Annotated in this window: 15 protein-coding genes, 3 pseudogenes and 1 other annotated feature; of the genes and pseudogenes, 9 read left to right on the top strand and 9 right to left on the bottom strand. The window is 60.9% G+C overall.

Features of this window, described 5'->3' with window-relative positions; translation table 11 throughout:
* The first annotated feature begins 329 nt into the window (after window positions 1-329).
* From LEL84_RS09525 to LEL84_RS09485, 9 genes are all read left to right on the top strand, one after another.
* Window positions 330-1706: a glycosyltransferase family 4 protein gene (locus LEL84_RS09525; RefSeq protein WP_226513900.1), complete on the top strand. Its 1377-nt coding sequence runs from the start codon at window positions 330-332 to the stop codon at window positions 1704-1706.
* A gap of 559 nt (window positions 1707-2265) precedes the next feature.
* Complete coding sequence (locus tag LEL84_RS09520; protein WP_226513899.1) at window positions 2266-3402, top strand: glycosyltransferase; 1137 nt, start codon at window positions 2266-2268, stop codon at window positions 3400-3402.
* Between the two features lie 32 nt (window positions 3403-3434).
* A complete protein-coding gene (locus LEL84_RS09515; protein WP_226513898.1) occupies window positions 3435-4256 on the top strand; it encodes a glycosyltransferase in 822 nt (273 codons plus the stop codon).
* Window positions 4240-5520: a lipopolysaccharide biosynthesis protein gene (locus tag LEL84_RS09510; RefSeq protein ID WP_226513897.1), complete on the top strand. Its 1281-nt coding sequence runs from the start codon at window positions 4240-4242 to the stop codon at window positions 5518-5520. The genes LEL84_RS09515 and LEL84_RS09510 overlap by 17 nt, the downstream gene beginning before the upstream one ends.
* Entirely contained in the window at window positions 5517-6305 is a 789-nt protein-coding gene (locus LEL84_RS09505; protein ID WP_226513896.1) for an SGNH/GDSL hydrolase family protein, read from the top strand. The genes LEL84_RS09510 and LEL84_RS09505 overlap by 4 nt, the downstream gene beginning before the upstream one ends.
* A 649-nt stretch (window positions 6306-6954) precedes the next feature.
* A complete protein-coding gene (locus LEL84_RS09500) occupies window positions 6955-7644 on the top strand; it encodes an acyltransferase (RefSeq protein ID WP_226513895.1) in 690 nt (229 codons plus the stop codon).
* Window positions 7644-8396, top strand: a complete 753-nt coding sequence (locus LEL84_RS09495; protein ID WP_226513894.1) for a hypothetical protein — start codon at window positions 7644-7646, stop codon at window positions 8394-8396. The genes LEL84_RS09500 and LEL84_RS09495 overlap by 1 nt, the downstream gene beginning before the upstream one ends.
* On the top strand, window positions 8396-9667 hold the full coding sequence (locus LEL84_RS09490; protein WP_226513893.1) for an O-antigen ligase family protein: 1272 nt from the start codon (window positions 8396-8398) through the stop codon (window positions 9665-9667). The genes LEL84_RS09495 and LEL84_RS09490 overlap by 1 nt, the downstream gene beginning before the upstream one ends.
* A complete protein-coding gene (locus LEL84_RS09485) occupies window positions 9664-10317 on the top strand; it encodes a YveK family protein (RefSeq protein WP_226513892.1) in 654 nt (217 codons plus the stop codon). The genes LEL84_RS09490 and LEL84_RS09485 overlap by 4 nt, the downstream gene beginning before the upstream one ends.
* 124 nt (window positions 10318-10441) lie before the next feature.
* On the opposite strand, the pseudogene LEL84_RS09480 reads toward LEL84_RS09485, so the two are convergent.
* The 9 genes and pseudogenes from LEL84_RS09480 to LEL84_RS09435 form a co-directional block, all read right to left on the bottom strand.
* Window positions 10442-11176: pseudogene (locus tag LEL84_RS09480) on the bottom strand (IS256 family transposase); the annotation flags it as partial.
* A gap of 30 nt (window positions 11177-11206) precedes the next feature.
* Window positions 11207-12489 (bottom strand): IS3 family transposase gene (locus LEL84_RS09475; protein ID WP_226513891.1). Its coding sequence is split into 2 segments (ribosomal slippage): window positions 11207-12201 and window positions 12201-12489, totalling 1284 coding nucleotides; the frame shifts between segments, so codons are not numbered across the junction.
* Window positions 12083-12211: a sequence feature (AL1L pseudoknot), on the bottom strand. Its footprint overlaps the gene before it by 129 nt.
* A gap of 52 nt (window positions 12490-12541) precedes the next feature.
* A pseudogene (locus LEL84_RS09470) lies at window positions 12542-13063 on the bottom strand (transposase); the annotation flags it as partial.
* A gap of 69 nt (window positions 13064-13132) precedes the next feature.
* The gene (locus LEL84_RS09465; protein ID WP_165629400.1) at window positions 13133-14518 is read right to left on the bottom strand and encodes an IS256 family transposase; all 1386 of its coding nucleotides are present in this window, start codon (window positions 14516-14518) and stop codon (window positions 13133-13135) included.
* 307 nt (window positions 14519-14825) lie between these two features.
* Window positions 14826-15776 (bottom strand): cellulase family glycosylhydrolase, encoded by a 951-nt coding sequence (locus tag LEL84_RS09460; RefSeq protein ID WP_226513890.1) that lies wholly within the window; start codon window positions 15774-15776, stop codon window positions 14826-14828.
* Between the two features lie 382 nt (window positions 15777-16158).
* Window positions 16159-16425, bottom strand: a pseudogene (locus tag LEL84_RS09455) (ATP-binding protein); the annotation flags it as partial.
* 59 nt (window positions 16426-16484) lie between these two features.
* A protein-coding gene (locus LEL84_RS09450) for an IS3 family transposase (RefSeq protein ID WP_091344253.1) occupies window positions 16485-17629 on the bottom strand; the annotation gives its coding sequence in 2 pieces (ribosomal slippage) (window positions 16485-17362 and window positions 17362-17629; 1146 coding nt in all).
* A 65-nt stretch (window positions 17630-17694) separates the two neighbouring features.
* On the bottom strand, window positions 17695-18630 hold the full coding sequence (locus LEL84_RS24910) for an ATP-binding protein (protein WP_413466955.1): 936 nt from the start codon (window positions 18628-18630) through the stop codon (window positions 17695-17697).
* 165 nt (window positions 18631-18795) lie between these two features.
* Window positions 18796-20181 (bottom strand): IS256 family transposase, encoded by a 1386-nt coding sequence (locus LEL84_RS09435; protein ID WP_226513888.1) that lies wholly within the window; start codon window positions 20179-20181, stop codon window positions 18796-18798.
* Window positions 20182-20202 lie beyond the last annotated feature (21 nt).

Raw genomic sequence — 20202 nt, 5'->3', positions numbered from 1 at the left:
CGCCCGCCGGCCGATCGTGGCGGGGCCGACAACAACGGCACGAAGAGCGATCCATGCACCGTCTTCCACGACGAGCTCCCGGCCGGGTTTCTTCGGCGAAACCAGACAAGCTGACTGCGATAGAACGACGTTGCTGCCGATAGATATCGGCCCGGTGTTGTCCAGATGGACGTTCTCACCGATCCACGAATCGGCGCCGATTGTCAAACGTGATGGTGAAGCAACTCTCACCCGGTGTCTGATCAGCACCCCCGGGCCAATCGAGGCCCCAAACCACCGCAGGGCGCCGATTCGAACAGCGTTCGGTATCAACACCATCTGGACCGCCCATGAAACGAGAGGCCAGACAAGTGACGCTAAGTGAGAACGAGATAGCACAATCGCCAGCCTATCTGGCCGAGCAACATAACTCGGTGGGTACTAGTTCCCTCGCTGAAGCCGATGCTCCTGGCCGACATCGGGTTGACTTCGTATCGATCAACTACGCACCAGAAGTTACCGGAATCGGCCCCTACGTCACGGATGTGGCACGCAGATTGGCCGAACGCGGCTGGAGTGTGCGAGTTATCACCGGATATCCGCACTACCCACAGTGGCGACTACGCGGCGAGATGACTGACTATCAGGAAATCTCCGAAATCGACGGTGTGACCGTGGTGCGAGTGCGGCATAGCATTCCTTCCAACGCCGCCTTGATTCCGCGCTCGAGGATGGAGTTGGAGTTCGGGCTTCGTGCGCTCATTTCCCGACGGATACGGCCCGACGCACTGGTAGTGATCACCAGCCCACCGCTCATCGCATCGGCAGCGATCTTGTTGCTTCGTAAGCTGGGACACCGAAGAGCGGTCCCTATGGGCGTCTGGGTCCATGACCTCTACAGTCAAGCCGTGAGCGAAGCAACGTCCGGGCACTGGCTCACCCGCACGGTAGTACGTGTGCTGGAGAGGGCAACGTTGCGAGGAGCAGATCAACTCGCTGTAGCGCACTCACGATTTGGCGACACCATCGTCGATCGACTCGGCGGCCGATCCGATTCTGTGACGCAGTTGCGTAACTGGAACCAGGCACGACCGAAGGCCCGCCTACCGCGCGACGAAGCTCGCGCAAAGTTGGGCATCTCAGAAGATGACATCGTCGCAGTGCACGCAGGGAACATGGGTCTGAAACAAGGCCTAGAGAACGTCGTGTCGGCAGCGCGCCTCGTACAGCAATCATCGGCGAGTTCCCAGCGCATACATTTCTACCTCGTCGGAAACGGCAACCAATACCAGAAACTGCAAGACCAAGCGCGAGGCATCGACAGCATCACGTTCATCGATTCATTGCCGGACGTCGAGTTTCACCAGATGTTGTCCGCTGCGGATGTTTTGCTTGTCAACGAAAAGCCGGGCGTGTCCGAGATGTCCATTCCGAGCAAGCTCACCACCTACTTCAGTTTCGGACTTCCGGTGGTCGCAGCTGTAGCAGAAGACGGCATCACAGCCAGCGAAATACGGCGATCCGGTGCGGGCATAGTGGTACCCGCTGGCGAGCCGACTGCGCTCGTCGAGGCGGTTCGCCGGGTCGGGACCGACCAGGCGTTGGCAAGTACACTCGGCTCCGCGGGTATGGAGTATTCCTCTCAACACTTGTCTGTAGACGCTGCGATCGACCGGTTCGAGAACTGGCTGCACAAGCTGGCTTCAAAGACCGGTGCCCGACGGTGAACCGCGGCGCGGAGTCCGCCCCCGTCGCAGCGCCAAGCAACGGAAGTGTGCTTGACCAGCCACGGAGACTGGCCGATTACGTAGTCAACAAAGAGGACCGCGGTCGCAGTCGGGTGTGGATGGTGCTGTGGCTTGCCGTGGGGCCGATCTTTCGAAGCGGACTTGGTGGTACCCGCTTACGAACAACCATCTTGCGCATGTTCGGCGCGAGTGTGCTCCCAGGATGCGTCGTCCACCGTTCCACACGGGTGCATTACCCATGGAAGCTTTCGCTCGGAGAACACGTTCATATTGCCGCCGGGGTCTGGATCATCAATCCGGAGCCGGTCAGCATCGGATCACGCACGTTAATCGACCGTGACGTTGTCATCTGCGCCGGTGGACACGACCACAGGTCACCGACGTTCACTCGGACCAGCGAGGCGGTCTCTATCGGCGATCACTGCACGCTCGGTCACGGTGCCACTGTGCTCAAGGGCGTCTCGATGCCACCAGGTAAGCAGATCCGAAGCCTTGCGGTGGTCGTGCCGGCCACCTCCGGGCCTTCTCGGTCCGATCAATGAAGATCCTCCAGGTGCTAACACTGCTGTCGCAGAACGGCGAGTTCGGCGGGCCCTCAACTGTGGCGGTCAACCAATGCCGCGCACTTGCCGAGCGCGGACACGAGGTTACGTTGATTGCTGGATCGTTACCTGCGGACACCGATGCAAGAGTCCCCGGGGTCGAGGTGCGCACGTTCAGAGTCCGCACCTTGGGACCGGCACCATCATTTTCACGGATCTGCTCCCCCTCCATGCTGCGGTGGATTCGAGCACACGCCGACAGGTTCGACGTCGCGCATGTTCATTTGAGCCGAGACTTCGTGACGATGCCGGCCGCTCGCCTGTTGCTTCATCTACACATACCCACCCATGTGCAAACACATGGGATGATCAACCCACGGCAGTCCCTCCACTACCGCATCATCGACCGCAGCCTCACCATTCCAGCGGTGACACGCGCCGCTACAGCGTTCTATCTCAACGAAGTCGAACTGACTAAGCTGCACAAAGCTGTCGGCAGTGCGCGCTACTCGCCGCTGATTAACGGCGTCCCTGCGCCGGAAACGAAGGATACCGAAGCCGCTCATTCAGAACCGAGATCCGTCGAGGTGTTGTTTCTGGCGCGCCTCCATCACCGTAAACGGCCGACAGTATTCGCTGAAGCCGCAGCGCGTCTTGCGCCGTTGTACGACAACGCCCAATTCACCTTAATAGGACCCGATGAGGGGGAGGGCAAAGCAGTAGATGAAATTCTACGCCGAACTCGAGCAGCCCATCCTGAAGCTGCTCTCCGCATGAGGCGATCAGAACCGCTACCTACAAGCGCCGTACCCGCGCGACTTGCCCGTGCGGCGATCTATGTACTGCCCTCGGTCAACGAACCACTACCGATGTCGGTCCTGGAGGCGATGGCCGCAGGGCTACCAGTTGTGGTCACCCGCACGTGCGGGTTCGCTGACCTTGTAGATGAGGTTGACGCAGGGATAGTCGTTGATGACTCCGTGGACAGTCTCGTAGCCGCGATTGCTGAACTGCTCGATGACCCACTGGGCGCAAAAGTACGTGGCCAGCGAGGCCAACGCGCAGTAATGGATCATTGGAGCATCGCGTCGGTAGCACAAGAATTGGAGAAGCACTATGTCACTTCGACGTGATCGGTGCGCACCGCACCGCGAAAGGCCAGGCCATGAATAACACAACCAACGTGCGCGTTTCAGTTCTTGTACCCTCTTTCAACCCAGGGGAGTATTTCGAACCCGCAATCCGATCCGCGCTGCACCAACTGGGCCCTGCCGACGAAATAGTGATCCAAGACGCGTGTTCCACCGATGGCACTCAAGCCGTCATTGAGGCTCTATCTGCCGAGGACACCCGGGTCAAAGCCGTCATCGAACGCGATGGTGGACAGTCAGATGCACTCAATCGTGCACTCGCTCGTGCCGCAGGAAACTGGATTCTCTGGCTCAACGCCGATGACGTTCTTCTCGACGGCGCCCTCGACGCGATCCGCTCAGCTCTTGCCGAGTCCACTGTTCCAGCTGTTCTAACTGGTGACCATCAGCTGCTACGGTCCGGCGGAGATGTCGTCGACACCTACAAAGGAAGACCAATCGAGACCCGAACCCTACTGAGAAGGTCGACGTGTGCGTCGTTTTCGGGATCGGTCGTCATGGGCACCGACTTTCTGCGCGATCTGGGTGGATTCGAAACAGACCTGCATTGCACGATGGACTATTCGCTACAGTTCCGCATCGCGGCGGCGGCCCCCAAACAACACTCGATTGACGTACCGATCGGTGCTCTTCGATTCCACGACGCCTCGAAGTCAGCAAACTTGTGGAAAACCTTTGTCACAGAGTCGTTCCGCCTCCGCGTGCGATACGCGACGTCGATGAGAGATCGTTTTCTAGGCCTGATGGGCACCGCCGAACAACTGTTGTCGTTCCTCGTCTTCCGGGTCCGGCTAACCCCCACCTACCGAAGGTTGCGTGATGTCGTCAGCAACTGATCGGCTTCGCCCCGTTGCTATAGCTGGCCCATCTCCGCCAACCAAGAACGATCTGCCGCTGGTCAACAGCCCTCGGCGAGCACTGCTGGGCAACGCAGTGCTGCGTATCGCAGCAAGGCTCGCCAGTTCAGCAATGCTCGGGGTGTTCCTCTTGCTTCTCGCCCGGCATATGACGGTCGCCGATTTCGGACAGTACATTCTTGCGTACACATTAGGGATGGCAGTCGGTCTGATCGTTGGCGTGGGTGCCCCGGTGCAAGCAATGCGGGTAAGCGCAGCCGGAGGGGAGATCGCGGCCGCGCGACTGTACGTCTTCCACACAATCGTCGTCGTGACAGTGTTCGTTTTGGTGGCCGTAGCCCTCGCCATATCCTCCGCCCCAGCGATGTTGTTCGCAGGCGGGGTGTTCGCGCTTTCGGACACTTTGCAGAACTACGCGCAAGCTCATCTCGCCGGCGTGCAAGCACACACGTCAGCAAGCAGTCTAGTTTTCGCGCAACGCGCCATTCCATTGATGGGCTGCACCGTCTCTGCCGCAGCAGGTCAGTCTCTCAACGCCGCCACGTTAATCGCCATGTTCGCGCTAACCGCGACGATAGCGGTGGTCGCTCCCGCAGTCGTTGCTAGGCGAGCAGCAGTCTATCAAGCACTACGAAGATTCCGCGGCCGACCGCCGACGAAGAGCGCACGGTACTGGGCACTGTCGGTCTCCGGCGTCCTATCTCAGCTGCAGGTCGCCACTTTCGCGTTGTTCGCCTCAGCCCTAGCTGTCGGCTACTTCTCGATGGCCACACGGGTCACCGGGCCCCTCACGCTCCTCGCGGCGGCGATGTCGACAGTGCTGATTCCTGAATTGTCCACGCGCGTCGCCAACCTCCCCGCGTTTCGGTCTCTCTACCGGCGGTACTACTTGATTACGGTCGCCTACTGCGGGACCGTAATGATTGCCGCCTGGCCTCTGTCGTGGCTGATTCTCGAGGTGGTTGGTCCGAAGTACGAACCGGCCCAAATGTTGCTCGTCGGCATGATCGTTGCCGCGGGCCTGTCCTCGATCTCACAGTCCATTAGCGCTCGCTACATCGCCGTAGGTTGGCCCAAGACGGCGACAGTGGCGATCGTCGCGGGGGGCGCTACCACCCTGGCGCTACTGGCACTGATCGGATGGTCTGGACACACTGACGCAGTATGGGTTGTCCCGATTCTCGGACAAACTGTCGTGCTGGTCTTCATGCTCTTCGGCCGGAAAGGTGGTCATCGACGATGACTGTAGTCAAGAAACATTGGCAGAAACTCCTGCTGCTTAGCGCTCTCTCGCTGCTGATTGTTCTCACCGCAACTGCGGTCGTAACAGCCCAAGAACGCGATACGCCTCACCGTGATACGGCCACCGGCGGTACCACCGACGCCGTAAAGGTCAACGAAGATGCAGACGCTGTGACGCCGACCACCATCCTCGTTATCGGTGACAGCGTTACCGAGGGGACCGACTATGGCGGCAGGGGCGCTGCCAACTGGACGGCCCTCGTGCAGAGCGACCTCAGTGAGGAATCGTCGAACTCATGTCCGATTCTACTTCGAGTGTCGGGGCGAGGTGGCTCCGGTTACGCTACAACGGGGACCCGCAAGACGACTTTTGGTTCGGAGACGGAACGTTTGCTAACTCCTGACGTGTCAGCGGTGGTCTATGTCGGTAGCGGCAACGACCTGTCCCAGCTGTCGTCGGACTACGTCAACTCGGTGGTCCAGACCGTCGACCTAGTTCATGACCACAATCCCGACGCTTCGGTGTTGATTGTGGGCCCGTCGTGGATCCATAACGGTCCCGTCCCAGCTGAATACCTGCGCGCCAATGAACTTCTCGCCAATGCGGCACGGCGAGCGGACGCCCTTTTTGTCGACCCCATCGCATCGGGATGGTTCGACGATGCACCTAAAACCGGCATTGTAGGCGCCGACGGGCGTCATCCGACTGACGCCGGACACGCCATCATCGCCAGCCGTATGCGGCCAATACTTAAAGATCTCGGTCGTTCCGGCAGGTGTCCATGACTGCCAAGAGCAGGCTTCTCCGTCTGCCGCTGTGGGCTGTAGTTGCTCTCCTATGTGTTGGGGGGATCGTCGTGATAGCGGGCCACACATATACCAACCAGCGAGACACCGTCGAAGCCACCGCCCGCGTCGTGCTGACTGCTACTCGAGCTCCGGAACGGCCTTCTCAGCAATTCAATCCGGCACCTATCCTGCTGCTCACGCGAAGTATCGAGTCGTACTCGTCGTTGGTGACCAGCGAGAACTTCATGCGCCGCGTCATCGACACTCACAACCTCGATACCACGCCGGCTCAGTTGAGGCAGGCCCTGTCCGTCACATCTCCACCAGACACCACGGTCATGAACTTCACCGTTCGGGGCGATAGTTCCCAGGAGACCATGGCCGCCGCCGAAGCCATTGGCATCGAATTCACCCGAGCATTGGCGGATTTGGAGTCGCCCACACCCATCGGGTCTGTTGTCCTGGGGCCTGTGCAGGCAGTGCACACTTTCCCTAATACATTCTTACGCACAACTGTGTTGGCAACTCTGGCATCTGTAACGGCCGTATGCGTTGCCGCCATACTGGGTCGCAGCGCCCTCAGGCGACCGCAGCCATCTGACTCGCGAACGCACGTACATCGTTTTCACGCAACAGGAGGAATTCAATGAAACGCCCCAACAAGTGGCTGAGTCTGGTGGTATGGCTGCTTCCGCCCAGCCCTTTCAAAAACTCCCTACTGCGCCGTTTGGGCAACACGATTGGAGACGAGGTTTCGCTCGGTCCCAACCTCGTGATTGCGTGCGGCCCCTTCGTAATTGGGGACAAGACGGTGATCTCACCGTTCAACATTTTCCGCCGGATGGCGAAAGTTGAAATGGAGAAGGCCAATTTCATCGGAAGAATGAATCAGTTCACCGCTGCTCCTTCGTACCAGAAGTTCAGCGACCGGGCCGGAGTGATGGTGATGGCCGAACAATCGGCCTTCACCAACCGCCACTATGTGGACTGCTCAGGTCGGATCGAGCTGGGCGCATACTGCGCTATCGGCGGGACCCGCTCCATCCTGCAGACCCACGAAATCGATATTGTCGAAGACCGGACAACGATCGGCACCATCACTATTGGCGAACGAAGCCTCACCTCCACGTCCTGCCTGATCCTGAAGAACGCCCGCGTGCCAGGATGGTCCGTTGTGGCGGCCGGTTCCGTCGTGACCGCATCTGGCTCGGGCGACGAGGCCAAGCCCGGCCTGTATGCCGGATCACCAGCGAAATGGCGCAGGGAAATGCCCGAGTGCAAGTGGTGGTACCGGGATTCCTACATGACACCAGTTCGGGAAGTCACAGATTTTTGATGGCAGCCCATGCGCAGCGGCCTGGTGGCGTAGATATCACGCCACCACGGCAGCGCCGTTTGCTTTCAGCAGTGTTAGCCGGCCTCGCGGTGGTGTTCAGCACGGCGGGATGTGGAGCTGCACCCGAGGTGCAGGGCACCCCCGACCGGCTCGCGTCGCCGGCCGGGGCAGGAATGCATATCGACTTCGGCGTCGTACCTGAGGTTCCTTCTGAATTTGCCACGATTGAACGAGGCAGAAGTTCACACCCCTTCCAGGTGACTGACGGTCGCCTCAGCCACGGTGAGCCGACCGGATCAAACGCCGCGTCGTATCTCTCGACGGATGTATCGCCTCAGCGCGTTCACCGCATTGGAACAACCGCAGACTTTGGAGACGACGCATCGGGGTCGATCGCGCTGTTGGTGAGCAACGACAGCGTCCCTACCAGCGAGTCACAACCAGCTCCCGATGCGGCGGTTCATTTCGTAGCCGATAGCAACGAATGGACATACGCCGTATGGAAGGCGGGCGGCAGCGGACAAACTGTCCTCGCGCGTGGATCGTTCACGAAACAGTTCGATCTACGCAACGCGCAGTTCGAGGTCGAGCTCACAGGCGACGCGGCGAAAATCTACCTTCCCGATTCGACCTCCGTCGTGGTCACCGACGAACGCATCGCACGTTTCGGGGGTAGCTGGGCTACCTGGGAGTTGTTCGAGAGTGACGAAGGCATGAAGCCCGCATCAATTAGAGATATCTGGGTCTCCTGATGGCATCGACGGCAGCGCTCGCGGCGGCCTTCGCGCTGTTCCTCGTGGCCGGATTCGACAGGACACTCCTCACACGACTGGACAGATATCTCTGCGTCTGGTTGGCCTCAATCACGGCGTGGCCGGTGGTCATTATCTACGGCATCGCACCAATCATCTGGGCCAGCGCGGAAGCCGCCGGCCCCCTTTTTGCCATCCTTATGTATGGTCCGGCTGCCGCCCTGAGCATCGTCGCGGCACTACGCGCTATCTCTGCGCGGAAGGTCAGCGTTGACTACTCAGCTGCGATCTTGGGACTGCTACTGCTGTACGGGGGGTCCACGATGGTCATCGACGGCTCCCAAAGAATCATCAATCTCATCACGGCCGCCGCCCTGTTTGTAGGTTTCATCTTCAGATACCGATCGTTTGAACTCCACGACGTTGCTGACGCAGCTCGTGTAGCACTCATCGTCACGGCCGCCATTCTCACCCTATCGGTCGCTTTCAACTCGTCTCGTGTTGTCGGTGCATGCCGCATCGACAAGTGCACTGAGCTGGGAGCCGCCCTGACCTCGCCGTTTGCTGGTAACGGAAATCTTGCAGGCATCATGGTCACCGCACTACTCCCCTTCGCGATGTACCGCCTCGCCCTCTGGCGCATAATCGCGGCAATACTGGGTGTCGCACTGATAGGCATGCTCGCCGGGAGCCGCACTGCATTCGGTGGAATCGCGGTGGCCGGCGCACTCGGACTACTCCTTGCCATCGGCCCACTTGCACCTCGAGTGCGCAATCTAGTCCTCGGCGTCGCCCTCATCGGTGGCCTCGCCTACTCATCGTTTCCGCTCTACATCGGCTACTCGACCTCGGACTACAGCCTGCGTGGCATCCTGTGGGACCATGCGAGGCAGATAATTCCAGACCAGTGGTTCTTCGGACATAACCCCGCTTATTGGGTCGAGTCGGGCACCACGCAACTCTTTGAGGCGAACTACTCACCACACAACGGATGGCTCGAAATACTTGTTTCCGTAGGTGTTTTCGGCGCCTTGCTGATTGTGATCGCGGCCGTGATCAAGGTCGCAACCTTGCCCGGGGCAGACGCGCAAGCATACGTACTCACCTATCTCATCACAATGCTCGTCCTTAGTTCACTTGAAGCTGTCTACGTCCCCTATTTCTTGAGTATCGCGCCGTTCGCCGCGATACTCCCCTACTTCATCTACCGAGAGCCCGCTTCGGTCGCCTACCCGAAAGCACACGCCTCGTCCGAACAGGAGTTTGCATGAATATCATGACCGCGATCGCGCGGCGTTGGATGCTCGTCGTCGCGTGTTTGCTACTGGGACTTGGCGCAGCAGTCGGATATTGCCTACTAGCGCCGCAGACCTACTCCGCGACGGTGCGTACTTACGTAGCCACCGGAACATCGGACATGCTCGAGGCATATCAGGGCAGTCAAGCTGCACAAGCAAGTATTCAGACCTTCGCCGTCTTGGCAACCGATCCCGCAGTTGCCCAACGCGCAATAGACCGATCCGGAGTAGACCTCACCGTCGCCGAGTTTCTCCCTCAAATCTCAGCGAGCGTGCCACCTCAAACGGTCGTCCTGGACATCACGGTGCGCAACAAATCGGCTCAAGACGCTCAGAAGCTGGCGCCCGCTCTCGCGCAGGAACTCGTAGGCCTGGTAGGAACTCTTCAAGAGCCTACGAGTGGCGGTCCGGGAGCACTGAAGCTGGTAGTGGTCGATCCAAGCACTCAAGGTGCCGTACGCCAGCAACTTCTCAACCCCATCGTGTTAGGACTGGGCGCAGTTGGCGGCGGGCTGGTCGGCGTTATCGCCGCACTCCTTCTAGAACGACGTCAGAAGCCACGAGAACTCGGTGCGCACACAAGCCATCATCCAGACGTCGGGGCCGGTGGCTGGTCCAGGTAGTCGCATCCCCGTAGATCTCCATATCGATCGGGCCGTCGGGTGGCCGTGACAGACCTCACGCAGCGCTGCCCACGGTCAAGTCCCAGGTAGTGGTGTAACTCGTTTCTGATCCTTCGTCGGGCTTTCAGGCAGGCAGTTCGATCAGCGGGTCGGTAGTGGCCTCCGGTGTTGTGGTGGTGTCGGTGGTCAGGGTCAGTCGACATCGGGTGAGGACCTCGAGGCCGAGGTATCGGCGGCCTTCGGCCCACTCGTCGGTCTGCTCGGCCAGGACCGCGCCGATGAGTCGGATGATGGCGTCACGGTTGGGGAAGATACCCACCACGTCAGTGCGGCGGCGGATCTCGCGGTTGAGTCGTTCGGTGGGGTTGTTAGACCAGATCTGTCGCCACACGTCATCGGGGAAGCCTGTGAAGGCCAACAGGTCCTCTCGAGCGTCACCGAGATGGTCAGCAACCTTGGGGAGTCTGCCTTCGGTGTATTCCAGGAGTCGGTCGAACTGCTCGTGCACCGCGGTGGCGGTGGGCTGGTCATAAACGCTGTGCAGCATCGCTTTGACCGCCGGCCACATGGACTTGGGGCACACCGCCATCAGGTTGGCCGCGTAGTGGGTACGGCACCGTTGCCACACGGCGCCGGGCAGGTTCGCCGCGATCGCCTCGACCAGTCCGGCATGGGCATCAGAGGTCACCAGACGCACCCCGCCCAGCCCGCGGGCGACCAGATCGGCGAAGAAGGTGTTCCAGGAGGCTTTGGTTTCGCTGGTCGCTACTTGCATGCCCAACACCTCGCGGTGGCCATCGCCGTTGACACCGGTGGCCAGCAGGACAACGGCTTTGACGACCTGCTTGTTCTCGCGGACTGAATCGCCCCGGGTTTGCTGGAGGCTCGGTTAGTTGGTTCCAGCGTTTGCGGGGACCGGGTTCTCACGGTAGCTGGTGACGGTGTGGGTCGACCAGTAGGCGCTCTCGTACTCGACGGGTGGGACGTGTCCGATCTCGCCGTGCAGGCGGCGGTGGTTGAACCATTCGACGTACTCAGCGACGGCGATCTCGACCTCGCCCACACCTGCCCAGCCGCCTCGCGGGCGCATCACGGGGTTACGGATGCATTCGGCTTTGAACAGCGAGTTGAACGCCTCAGCCATCGCGTTGTCGTATGAATCCCCTTTGGAGCCAACAGATGTCACCGCTTCGGCTTCGGCCAGTCGTTCGGTGTAGCGGATGGCTCGGTATTGCACTCCGCGGTCGGAGTGGTGGATCAGCCCGGCCACGTCGTGGCCGGCACGCGACCGTGCCCACAATCCCATGTTCAGGGCGTCGAGGGCGAGGTCGGTGTGCATGGTGGTCGAGACCTGCCAGCCGACGACCATCCGCGAGAACACGTCCAGGACGAACGCCGCGTACACCCAGCCCGAGTGGGTGCGGATGTAGGTCAGGTCCGCCACCCACAACGCGTTCGGTGCCGCCGCGGTGAACTGACGGTTGACCCGGTCAGCCGGCCGGGGTGTTTCAGCTCCCTCGCTGCGCGTGGTCTTGCGTGTCTTGAGTCTCGCTATCCCTTGCAGCCCATCGGCTTTCATCAATCGCTCGACGGTGCAGCGGGCAACACTATGGCCCTGTCTGCGCAATTGGGCATGCACCTTGCGGGCACCGTAGACGCCGAGGTTGTCGGCATGCACCGCGCGGACCTGGGTAAGGAGCTCCCGGTCACGCACCACACGAGGCGCCTCGGTCTTCTGGGGGCTCAGGTGGGCTCGTACCGTGGACGGAGCGATCTGGGCGGACGTATCGCGCAATGCCGCACAGATCGGATCGACTCCGTGTTCATCGCGGTGAGCCGCGACGAACTCCACGATCAGCGCTGTGGGCGGTCGATCTCCGCCGCAAAGAAAGCCGAAGCCTGCTTCAAGATCGTGTTCGCTCGCCGCAGTTCACGGTTCTCCCGCTCCAACGCCGCGATGCGGTCAGCGTCCTCACTCGTGGTGCCCGGGCGGACCCCGCCGTCGATCTCGGCCTGACGAACCCAATTGCGCAACGCCTCGGGATGGACTCCGAGCTGATCGGCGATCCGCTTGATCGCACCTCTCGACGAATCGGGATCTTGTCGCGCTTCACATGCCATCCGGGTGGCCCGGTCCTTGAGTTCCTCACTGTACTTGCGTGGTGCTGCCATGCTCTCCATCCTTCACAGGTTCGAGAGCCTCCGACAGACCCGGGGCGGTTCAGACTTTGATCGTCAGGGCATCTGCGGTGACGAAGGTGAACGGCCCGACCTCGTCGAGGCGACGATGGCGGAATGCTGTGACCTGTTCGTCGAGGTCGGTGGCCATGCGTGAGACCTGTGACTTCGACAGTGAGTCGATGCCGAGTGTCTTGACCAGTTTGTCCATCCGGCGGGTCGAGACTCCGGCCAGGTAGCAGTCGGCCACGACGGTGATCAGTGCTGACTCAGCCCGCTTGCGGCGTTCGAGGAGCCACTCGGGAAAGTAGCTGCCCGAACGTAGCTTCGGAATGGCGACGTCGACGGTGCCGACGCGGGTATCCAGTGGCCGGTGGCGGTAGCCGTTGCGGCGGTTGGTGCGCTCTGGTGTGCGTTGGTTCCATTCGGCTCCGCAGACCGCGTCGGCATCGGCCGACAGCAGCGCGTTGATCATGGTTTGCAGCAGCTCACGCATCAGATCTGGTGACGCGTCTGCGAGGGCTTGGCCAAGAAGGCCTGCAGGGTCGACAATGTGGGGTGCGGTCATCGCGATGAGCTTGTCAAGATGTCTGTGTAAGAACGTGACTCCTGGGTTTCGTGTGGTTGCTGGTTGGGTCTAGTTGAGGTGGGGTTCGATGCGGTCGGGGTAGGCCAGGGCTAGTTGCCCGAGGGCCTGTTTCCAGTTCGTCACGACTTGGCCCTCGACGAGCCTGCCGGGGGCTCTGCGCGTGGCGGCGGGCTTGCCGCGTTCCTTCTCGCGTTGCCGGGCCCGTTTGTCCTCGATGTCGCAGATCGCCAGCCACAGCAGTTTGCGCGCCGCGAGATCGTTGGGGAAGTGTCCCCGATTCTTGATGACCTTGCGGAGCTGGTAGTTCAGCGACTCGATCGAGTTGGTGGTGTAGATGACTTTGCGGAGCTCGGGCGGGAACGCCAAGAACGGAATGAACCGGTCCCACGCTCGATCGAAAGCTGCTGCGGCACTCGGATATTTGGTCCCCAGTTCCGAGTCTCGGAAGGCTTCCCATTCGCGGCGGGCGGTCTCGGCGTCGGGGGCGGTGTAGATCGGTTTGATCGCCCGCGCGACGTCTTTGCGGTCCTTGTAGTTCACGAACCGCATCGAGTTGCGGATCAGATGCACCACACACGTTTGCACCGTGGCCAATGGCCAGGTCGCCTCGATCGCTTCGGGGAACCCGGTCAACCCGTCGCAGCACACGATGAGCACGTCCTTGACGCCGCGGTTGGCCAGATTCGCACACACCCCGGCCCAGAACTTCGCGCCTTCCTCGGCTTGTATCCAGATGCCCAGCACATGCTTGACGCCGGCCATATCGACGCCAATAGCGATGTGGGCGTGTCTGTTTCGGACGTGACCGCCGTCTTTGACCTTCACCACCAGGGCGTCGAGGTAGATGACGGGATACAAGGCTTCCAGCGGCCGGTTCTGCCATTCATCGACCGCGTCGAGGACCTCGTCGCAGATCTTCGAGATCGTCTCATGCGACAGATCGGTGCCGATCGTCGAGGCCAGATGATGCTGAATGTCGCGCAACGTCATGCCGCCGGCATACAGCGAGATGATCATGTCATCGAGGCCGCCGAGCCGGCGGGAACCCTTCGGTACCAGGCGTGGGGTGAACGTGCCCTCACGGTCACGAGGAACGTTCAACTCGACCGGCCCGGCCGCGGAGTCCACCGTTTTCGGGCTCGACCCGTTGCGGGCGTTGGGCAGTTGCCGACCGGCCGGATCGCCCTTGGCATAGCCGAGATGATCGGTCAGCTCGGCCTTCAGGCCGCGTTCGAGAGCGAGTTTGATCAGACCCGGAATCAGGCCGCCGTCGCCGGTGATCTGGACCTGGCCGGTATCGATCTGGGCCAACAACTCATCGACCATGCCCGAGGCCTCCAGCGCCTCGGCCACCTCCGCGGTCGAACGCGGCTCAGCCAACTCAGGCAGCTGCTGACCGTCGTCGTGCTGCTTATCGTCTAACGCCATGCTCATAGATTGTCCTCTCACTGATGAGCACTGGACTTACACAGACCATCTGACACCCCCATCGCGATGACTCCTCGAGGATTCTGTGGAAGGTTGACTCGAAGGATCACGCGGTGGCCGCTCTGCATCCGTTAACGACACGACGTCGATAACGAACTCGGCCACCGAGTTACACCACTCTATGGGGCACTACTCTGCCCACCGATCACTGACGCGGCGCACCCTATCTACGAAGGGCCAAATTCGGCGTTGATCACTACCGGTTTCCACGCACGCGACAGACGTTACTGGCGCGGTCACCAGTTAAGTCAAACTATGAAAGCAAGCCCTGTAGCGCTCCGACGACGGGTTTTGGGGATCCGTCGTATCGATAGAGGCCGAAGTTAGCCTCCTGGTTAGAGCGGTCCGGGAGCAGGTCTTGGGAGTTGAAAATCACGAATGCAGCGATCCATGCAAGCCCATTGGCCCGCGTGATCGCATCCACGATGATGTCTGACTGCGTGGCTTCCGAGGATGAGGCTGGGGTTGACCCTGTCGGTTGGCCATATTCAGTGATCCACACCCCTTTGTTACCGTCCCCGTTCGCCAGCATTGTCGATCGCGTCGACGACAAGACAGCAGCACCCCCGCCGTCCCCACCACCTCGTGAGTCTGCTGTGATGGGGTACGGCATCGTATACGGGTGCACTCCGATGCCGTCGAAGTAGTTCTTGGCGCCCAATGCGTACATATCAGCGATGAAGACGGTGTCTCGTGTGTTGTCCCGCGAACTGGACAAACCTCCAGTAATGACCGGTTGGTTAGCTCCCGCAGATCGCAATGCGCTGTACGCTGCGCGAAGGAGTGGGACGTACTCCTGTGCAGTAGGTGGGAGCAGGTAGTGCGATAGGTTCGGTTCGTTCCATATCTCCCACGCGGCGACCCGGGCAGAGTATCGCTTCGCTAGTTGCTGCGCTAGACCGCCGAAGTTTGCCGGGTTAGCCGGGGCGTTGCCATTCGCGCCAGGATCTGCCCCAGGTTTCTGAGCCCACACAGGCGCAGGACCCTCGATGTTCATGAGAACTGACAGCCCGCTAGCTCGAGCAGCGGAAACCGCAGCGTCGAGGGTCGTCCAGTTGAACGAGGTACTACTTGCCGGCTGAATAAGATTCCATTTCGCAGAAATTCTGATGAAACTCGCGCCGACGGTCCTTATTCTGTAGGCTTCGATCGTAAAATCGGCCCCACCAAGTTGGGTAGAAACAGATGCAACACCCACCGGCATACGAAGTGCCGCCTGGGCCTGCGACGGGGTGCACGCCGCCGAAACACATACTAATAACGCGGTAATAGATGGAATTAGAACGCATCGCATTGCCCAGGACGCCCACGACCTGGGTCGATGCGCCTTTCCGCGATACTCACCGTCATCGATACCCCCTCCATCTGGCGAGCACTTTCCGTTGAGCAAGATCGATCTCGTTCGCAGTCTGGCCATTGCTGCCCCTTGTAGTTTTTTCGACCATAACAGGGCTTGTTGGATACTCGTAAGTAAGCATCGGTACCAAATACCTCACGGCATAATAACGCCTGCCGGCCTACGAGGTGTCGCTTGCCAGGTTGATGGGACCACCTGATTGCCAGAGGCTAGGGACCACCGTGGCGCGTTATTGAGGATGCGTGTTGTCGGTGTTTTCGTCAACTGTTCCGGGGCGGGTGCGTTGGCGGTAGGACGGTCCTTCGATGATGAGGGTGTGCGCAGTGGAGGTCAGTCGGTCGATTGCTGACTGCGCGAGGAGGGTGTCGGCGGTCATGGTCAGCCATTCGGATGGCTCGCGGTTCGAGGTGACGATCGTGGTCTTCTTTCGGTGGCGCTCGACTATCAGTTCGTAGAAGTCGCTGGTTTCGGTGGCGTCGAGTGGTCGCAGCGCGAATGGCAGGTCCCCGATAGCCGGTCCAGGCAGTTCTAGAGCCAGTTTCTTCTAGCTGTCGGTCAGTCGATCTCGCAGCCCACAGGGTGGTGCTGGTGGGTGCATCGGGCAGCGTACTCGGCCGGGGTCTGGTAGCCCAGCGCCGAGTGGCGGTGCCGGTGGTTGTGGTCGTCTTTGAAATCGTCGATCACCACGCGAGCTTCGAGCAGGGTGGGCCAGCAGTTGCGGTTCAGGCACTCGTCGCGAAGCCGGTTGTTGAACGATTCGATGAACCCGTTGTTCCACGGCGTGCCGGGCGGAATATAGGAGATGCCTACCGACCCTGCACAGAACGCCTGGAGCGCCTCTGAGATGAACTCAGGGCCGTTGTCCATGCGTAGCACCATGGGTGGGCCACCCCAGATCGCGAAGGTCTTCTCCAATTCCTCGACCAACCGGTCGGCGGTGATCGAGCGATCCACGATGTTGAGCAACGACATCCGGGTGTGTTCATCGACCATTGATGCGATCTTGACCTTCTTGCCATCCACGGTCGAGTCAAACTGAAAGTCCAATGCCCACACCACCTTCGGCGCATCCGCCGCCACGATCGGCACTGACGATTGCCCGGCTCGTTTGCGCCGCGGCGCCCGGCGCACCTGCAGGCCCTCCTCCGTCCACAGCCGATGCACCTTCTTCTTGTTCACCTCGATACCGTCGTCGAACCGCAGGTGCGCCCACGCCCGCCGGAACCCGTGTCGCGGGTGCTTGCGGGCGTAGGTGCGTAGCTGTGCACGCATACCAGCGTCCGGGTCGGCCGGTGTCTGAGCCAACGGCAGACGCCGGTAGGTAGACCGTGAAAGCCCAACAACCCTGCACGCCATACGTTCTGACATGTTCTTTACGTCTTTGAGCATGTCGATCGCGGCGCGTTTGGCGGTCGGGCTCAGAATTTTCCCTTGGCGATCTCCCGCAGCGCGTCTTTCTCCAACTCGGCGTCGGCGAGCAGGCGCTTGAGCCGGCCGTTCTGCTCGCGTAGCTCCTTGAGTTCCTTGGCGGCATCAGCGTCCATACCGCCGTACTGGCGGCGCCAGTTGTACAAGGTGGCCGCCGACACCTCGAGGTCGGCGGCGATCTCCTCGCCGTTCTTGCCCTCGGCCGCCAGTTCATCGGCTCGGCGCAACTTGCGCACGATGTCCTCAGCCGAGTGACGCTTCCGTCCCGCCATGATCCCTATCGTCCCTTCTCCGCCCTCAACAGGGCAATCAGGACTCTAGAACCACCCGGACCGGTTCACGGGGGACACGCCACGAAGTCGTCGATGATCAGAACTTCGATCGCGGTCAGTCGCCGGATTTCGGCGTCGACAGTGTTGTCGAGTCGCGCAGCTCGTAGCTTGGTGAACAGCTTGTCCGATCGAGCGAATAGCACACTGTGTCTTCTTCGGATCGCCATGTGTCCCAACGCTGTTGCCAGATGAGTCTTGCCGACCCCTACCGGACCGAGGATGATCGCGGACTGGTGAGCGTCGAGAAAGCGCAGTGAGGTCAGATCGCCGAGCAGTGTCCGGTCGTAGCTGAGATCGTCGAGTGCGTTCCAGGAATCGAACGCCATCGTCGGGTCGAGCCCTGCCTTGGTCGCCCGCAGCGTCGCCGAACGGGAGTTGCGGCGGTTGACTTCGTCGGCGAGGAGTACTTCGAGGAATCCGATGTGGCTGAGCTTGTGTTGCCGGGCCAAGGCTGCGCGTTCAGGCAGGGTGTCAGCGAGGGCGCCGAGCTTGAGGGCTTTGAGTAGTCGGACGAGGTCGGTGCCGACCGGTTCGGTGGTTCCTGCGGCGCGAGTGGTGCTCATGGGTTTGCCTCCAAAGATGCGGTGCTGCCGTCTACGACGGACAGAGATGTGGTTGCAGTAGAACGGAATTCGGTTGGATCGCGTATCGAATCGAGTCGATGATTGTCCGACTGCTTTCGGTAGATCCGGTGACGTCGATTCGGTGGCGCGTTCGAGCGTCGAGGCGATCTTGGTGACGGAGACGACGTCGAGATCGAGTGAGAGCGAGCAGGCCTGTTCGACTCGTTCGGCTCCGTAGCGGCGGACCAGTCCTTGCAGGCGGTAGACGCTGCGGATCCTCGTCCACGGGAGTGGGTCATCGAGGATCCGTTCGGCGTAGATGCCGACGTTCGGCCCGTGTGAGGTGCACTTGGCGATGAGCGAGGTGACATCCCGCAAGGCGTAGTCCGTCTTGTGTTCGGGGAGATCGGCGCGGTCGGTACTGCGGCCTCCAGGAGGCTGACGGGGGTGGATCTTGACCAGGGTGCCGCGGTGATAGAAGAGCTTGTCAAGATGTCTGTGTAAGAACGTGACTCCTGGGTTTCGTGTGGTTGCTGGTTGGGTCTAGTTGAGGTGGGGTTCGATGCGGTCGGGGTAGGCCAGGGCTAGTTGCCCGAGGGCCTGTTTCCAGTTCGTCACGACTTGGCCCTCGACGAGCCTGCCGGGGGCTCTGCGCGTGGCGGCGGGCTTGCCGCGTTCCTTCTCGCGTTGCCGGGCCCGTTTGTCCTCGATGTCGCAGATCGCCAGCCACAGCAGTTTGCGCGCCGCGAGATCGTTGGGGAAGTGTCCCCGGTTCTTGATGACCTTGCGGAGCTGGTAGTTCAGCGACTCGATCGAGTTGGTGGTGTAGATGACTTTGCGGAGCTCGGGCGGGAACGCCAAGAACGGAATGAACCGGTCCCACGCTCGATCGAAAGCTGCTGCGGCACTCGGATATTTGGTCCCCAGTTCCGAGTCTCGGAAGGCTTCCCATTCGCGGCGGGCGGTCTCGGCGTCGGGGGCGGTGTAGATCGGTTTGATCGCCCGCGCGACGTCTTTGCGGTCCTTGTAGTTCACGAACCGCATCGAGTTGCGGATCAGATGCACCACACACGTTTGCACCGTGGCCAATGGCCAGGTCGCCTCGATCGCTTCGGGGAACCCGGTCAACCCGTCGCAGCACACGATGAGCACGTCCTTGACGCCGCGGTTGGCCAGATTCGCACACACCCCGGCCCAGAACTTCGCGCCTTCCTCGGCTTGTATCCAGATGCCCAGCACATGCTTGACGCCGGCCATGTCGACGCCAATAGCGATGTGGGCGTGTCTGTTTCGGACGTGACCGCCGTCTTTGACCTTCACCACCAGGGCGTCGAGGTAGATGACGGGATACAAGGCTTCCAGCGGCCGGTTCTGCCATTCATCGACCGCGTCGAGGACCTCGTCGCAGATCTTCGAGATCGTCTCATGCGACAGATCGGTGCCGATCGTCGAGGCCAGATGATGCTGAATGTCGCGCAACGTCATGCCGCCGGCATACAGCGAGATGATCATGTCATCGAGGCCGCCGAGCCGGCGGGAACCCTTCGGTACCAGGCGTGGGGTGAACGTGCCCTCACGGTCACGAGGAACGTTCAACTCGACCGGCCCGGCCGCGGAGTCCACCGTTTTCGGGCTCGACCCGTTGCGGGCGTTGGGCAGTTGCCGACCGGCCGGATCGCCCTTGGCATAGCCGAGATGATCGGTCAGCTCGGCCTTCAGGCCGCGTTCGAGAGCGAGTTCGATCAGACCCGGGATCAGGCCGCCGTCGCCGGTGATCTGGACCTGGCCGGTATCGATCTGGGCCAACAACTCATCGACCATGCCCGAGGCCTCCAGCGCCTCGGCCACCTCCGCGGTCGAACGCGGCTCAGCCAACTCAGGCAGCTGCTGACCGTCGTCGTGCTGCTTATCGTCTAACGCCATGCTCATAGATTGTCCTCTCACTGATGA

Source organism: Gordonia sp. WA4-43 (genome assembly GCF_020520305.1).
Taxonomy (GTDB): Bacteria; Actinomycetota; Actinomycetes; order Mycobacteriales; family Mycobacteriaceae; genus Gordonia; species Gordonia hongkongensis.
This window is presented reverse-complemented; position numbering and strand designations above follow the sequence as displayed.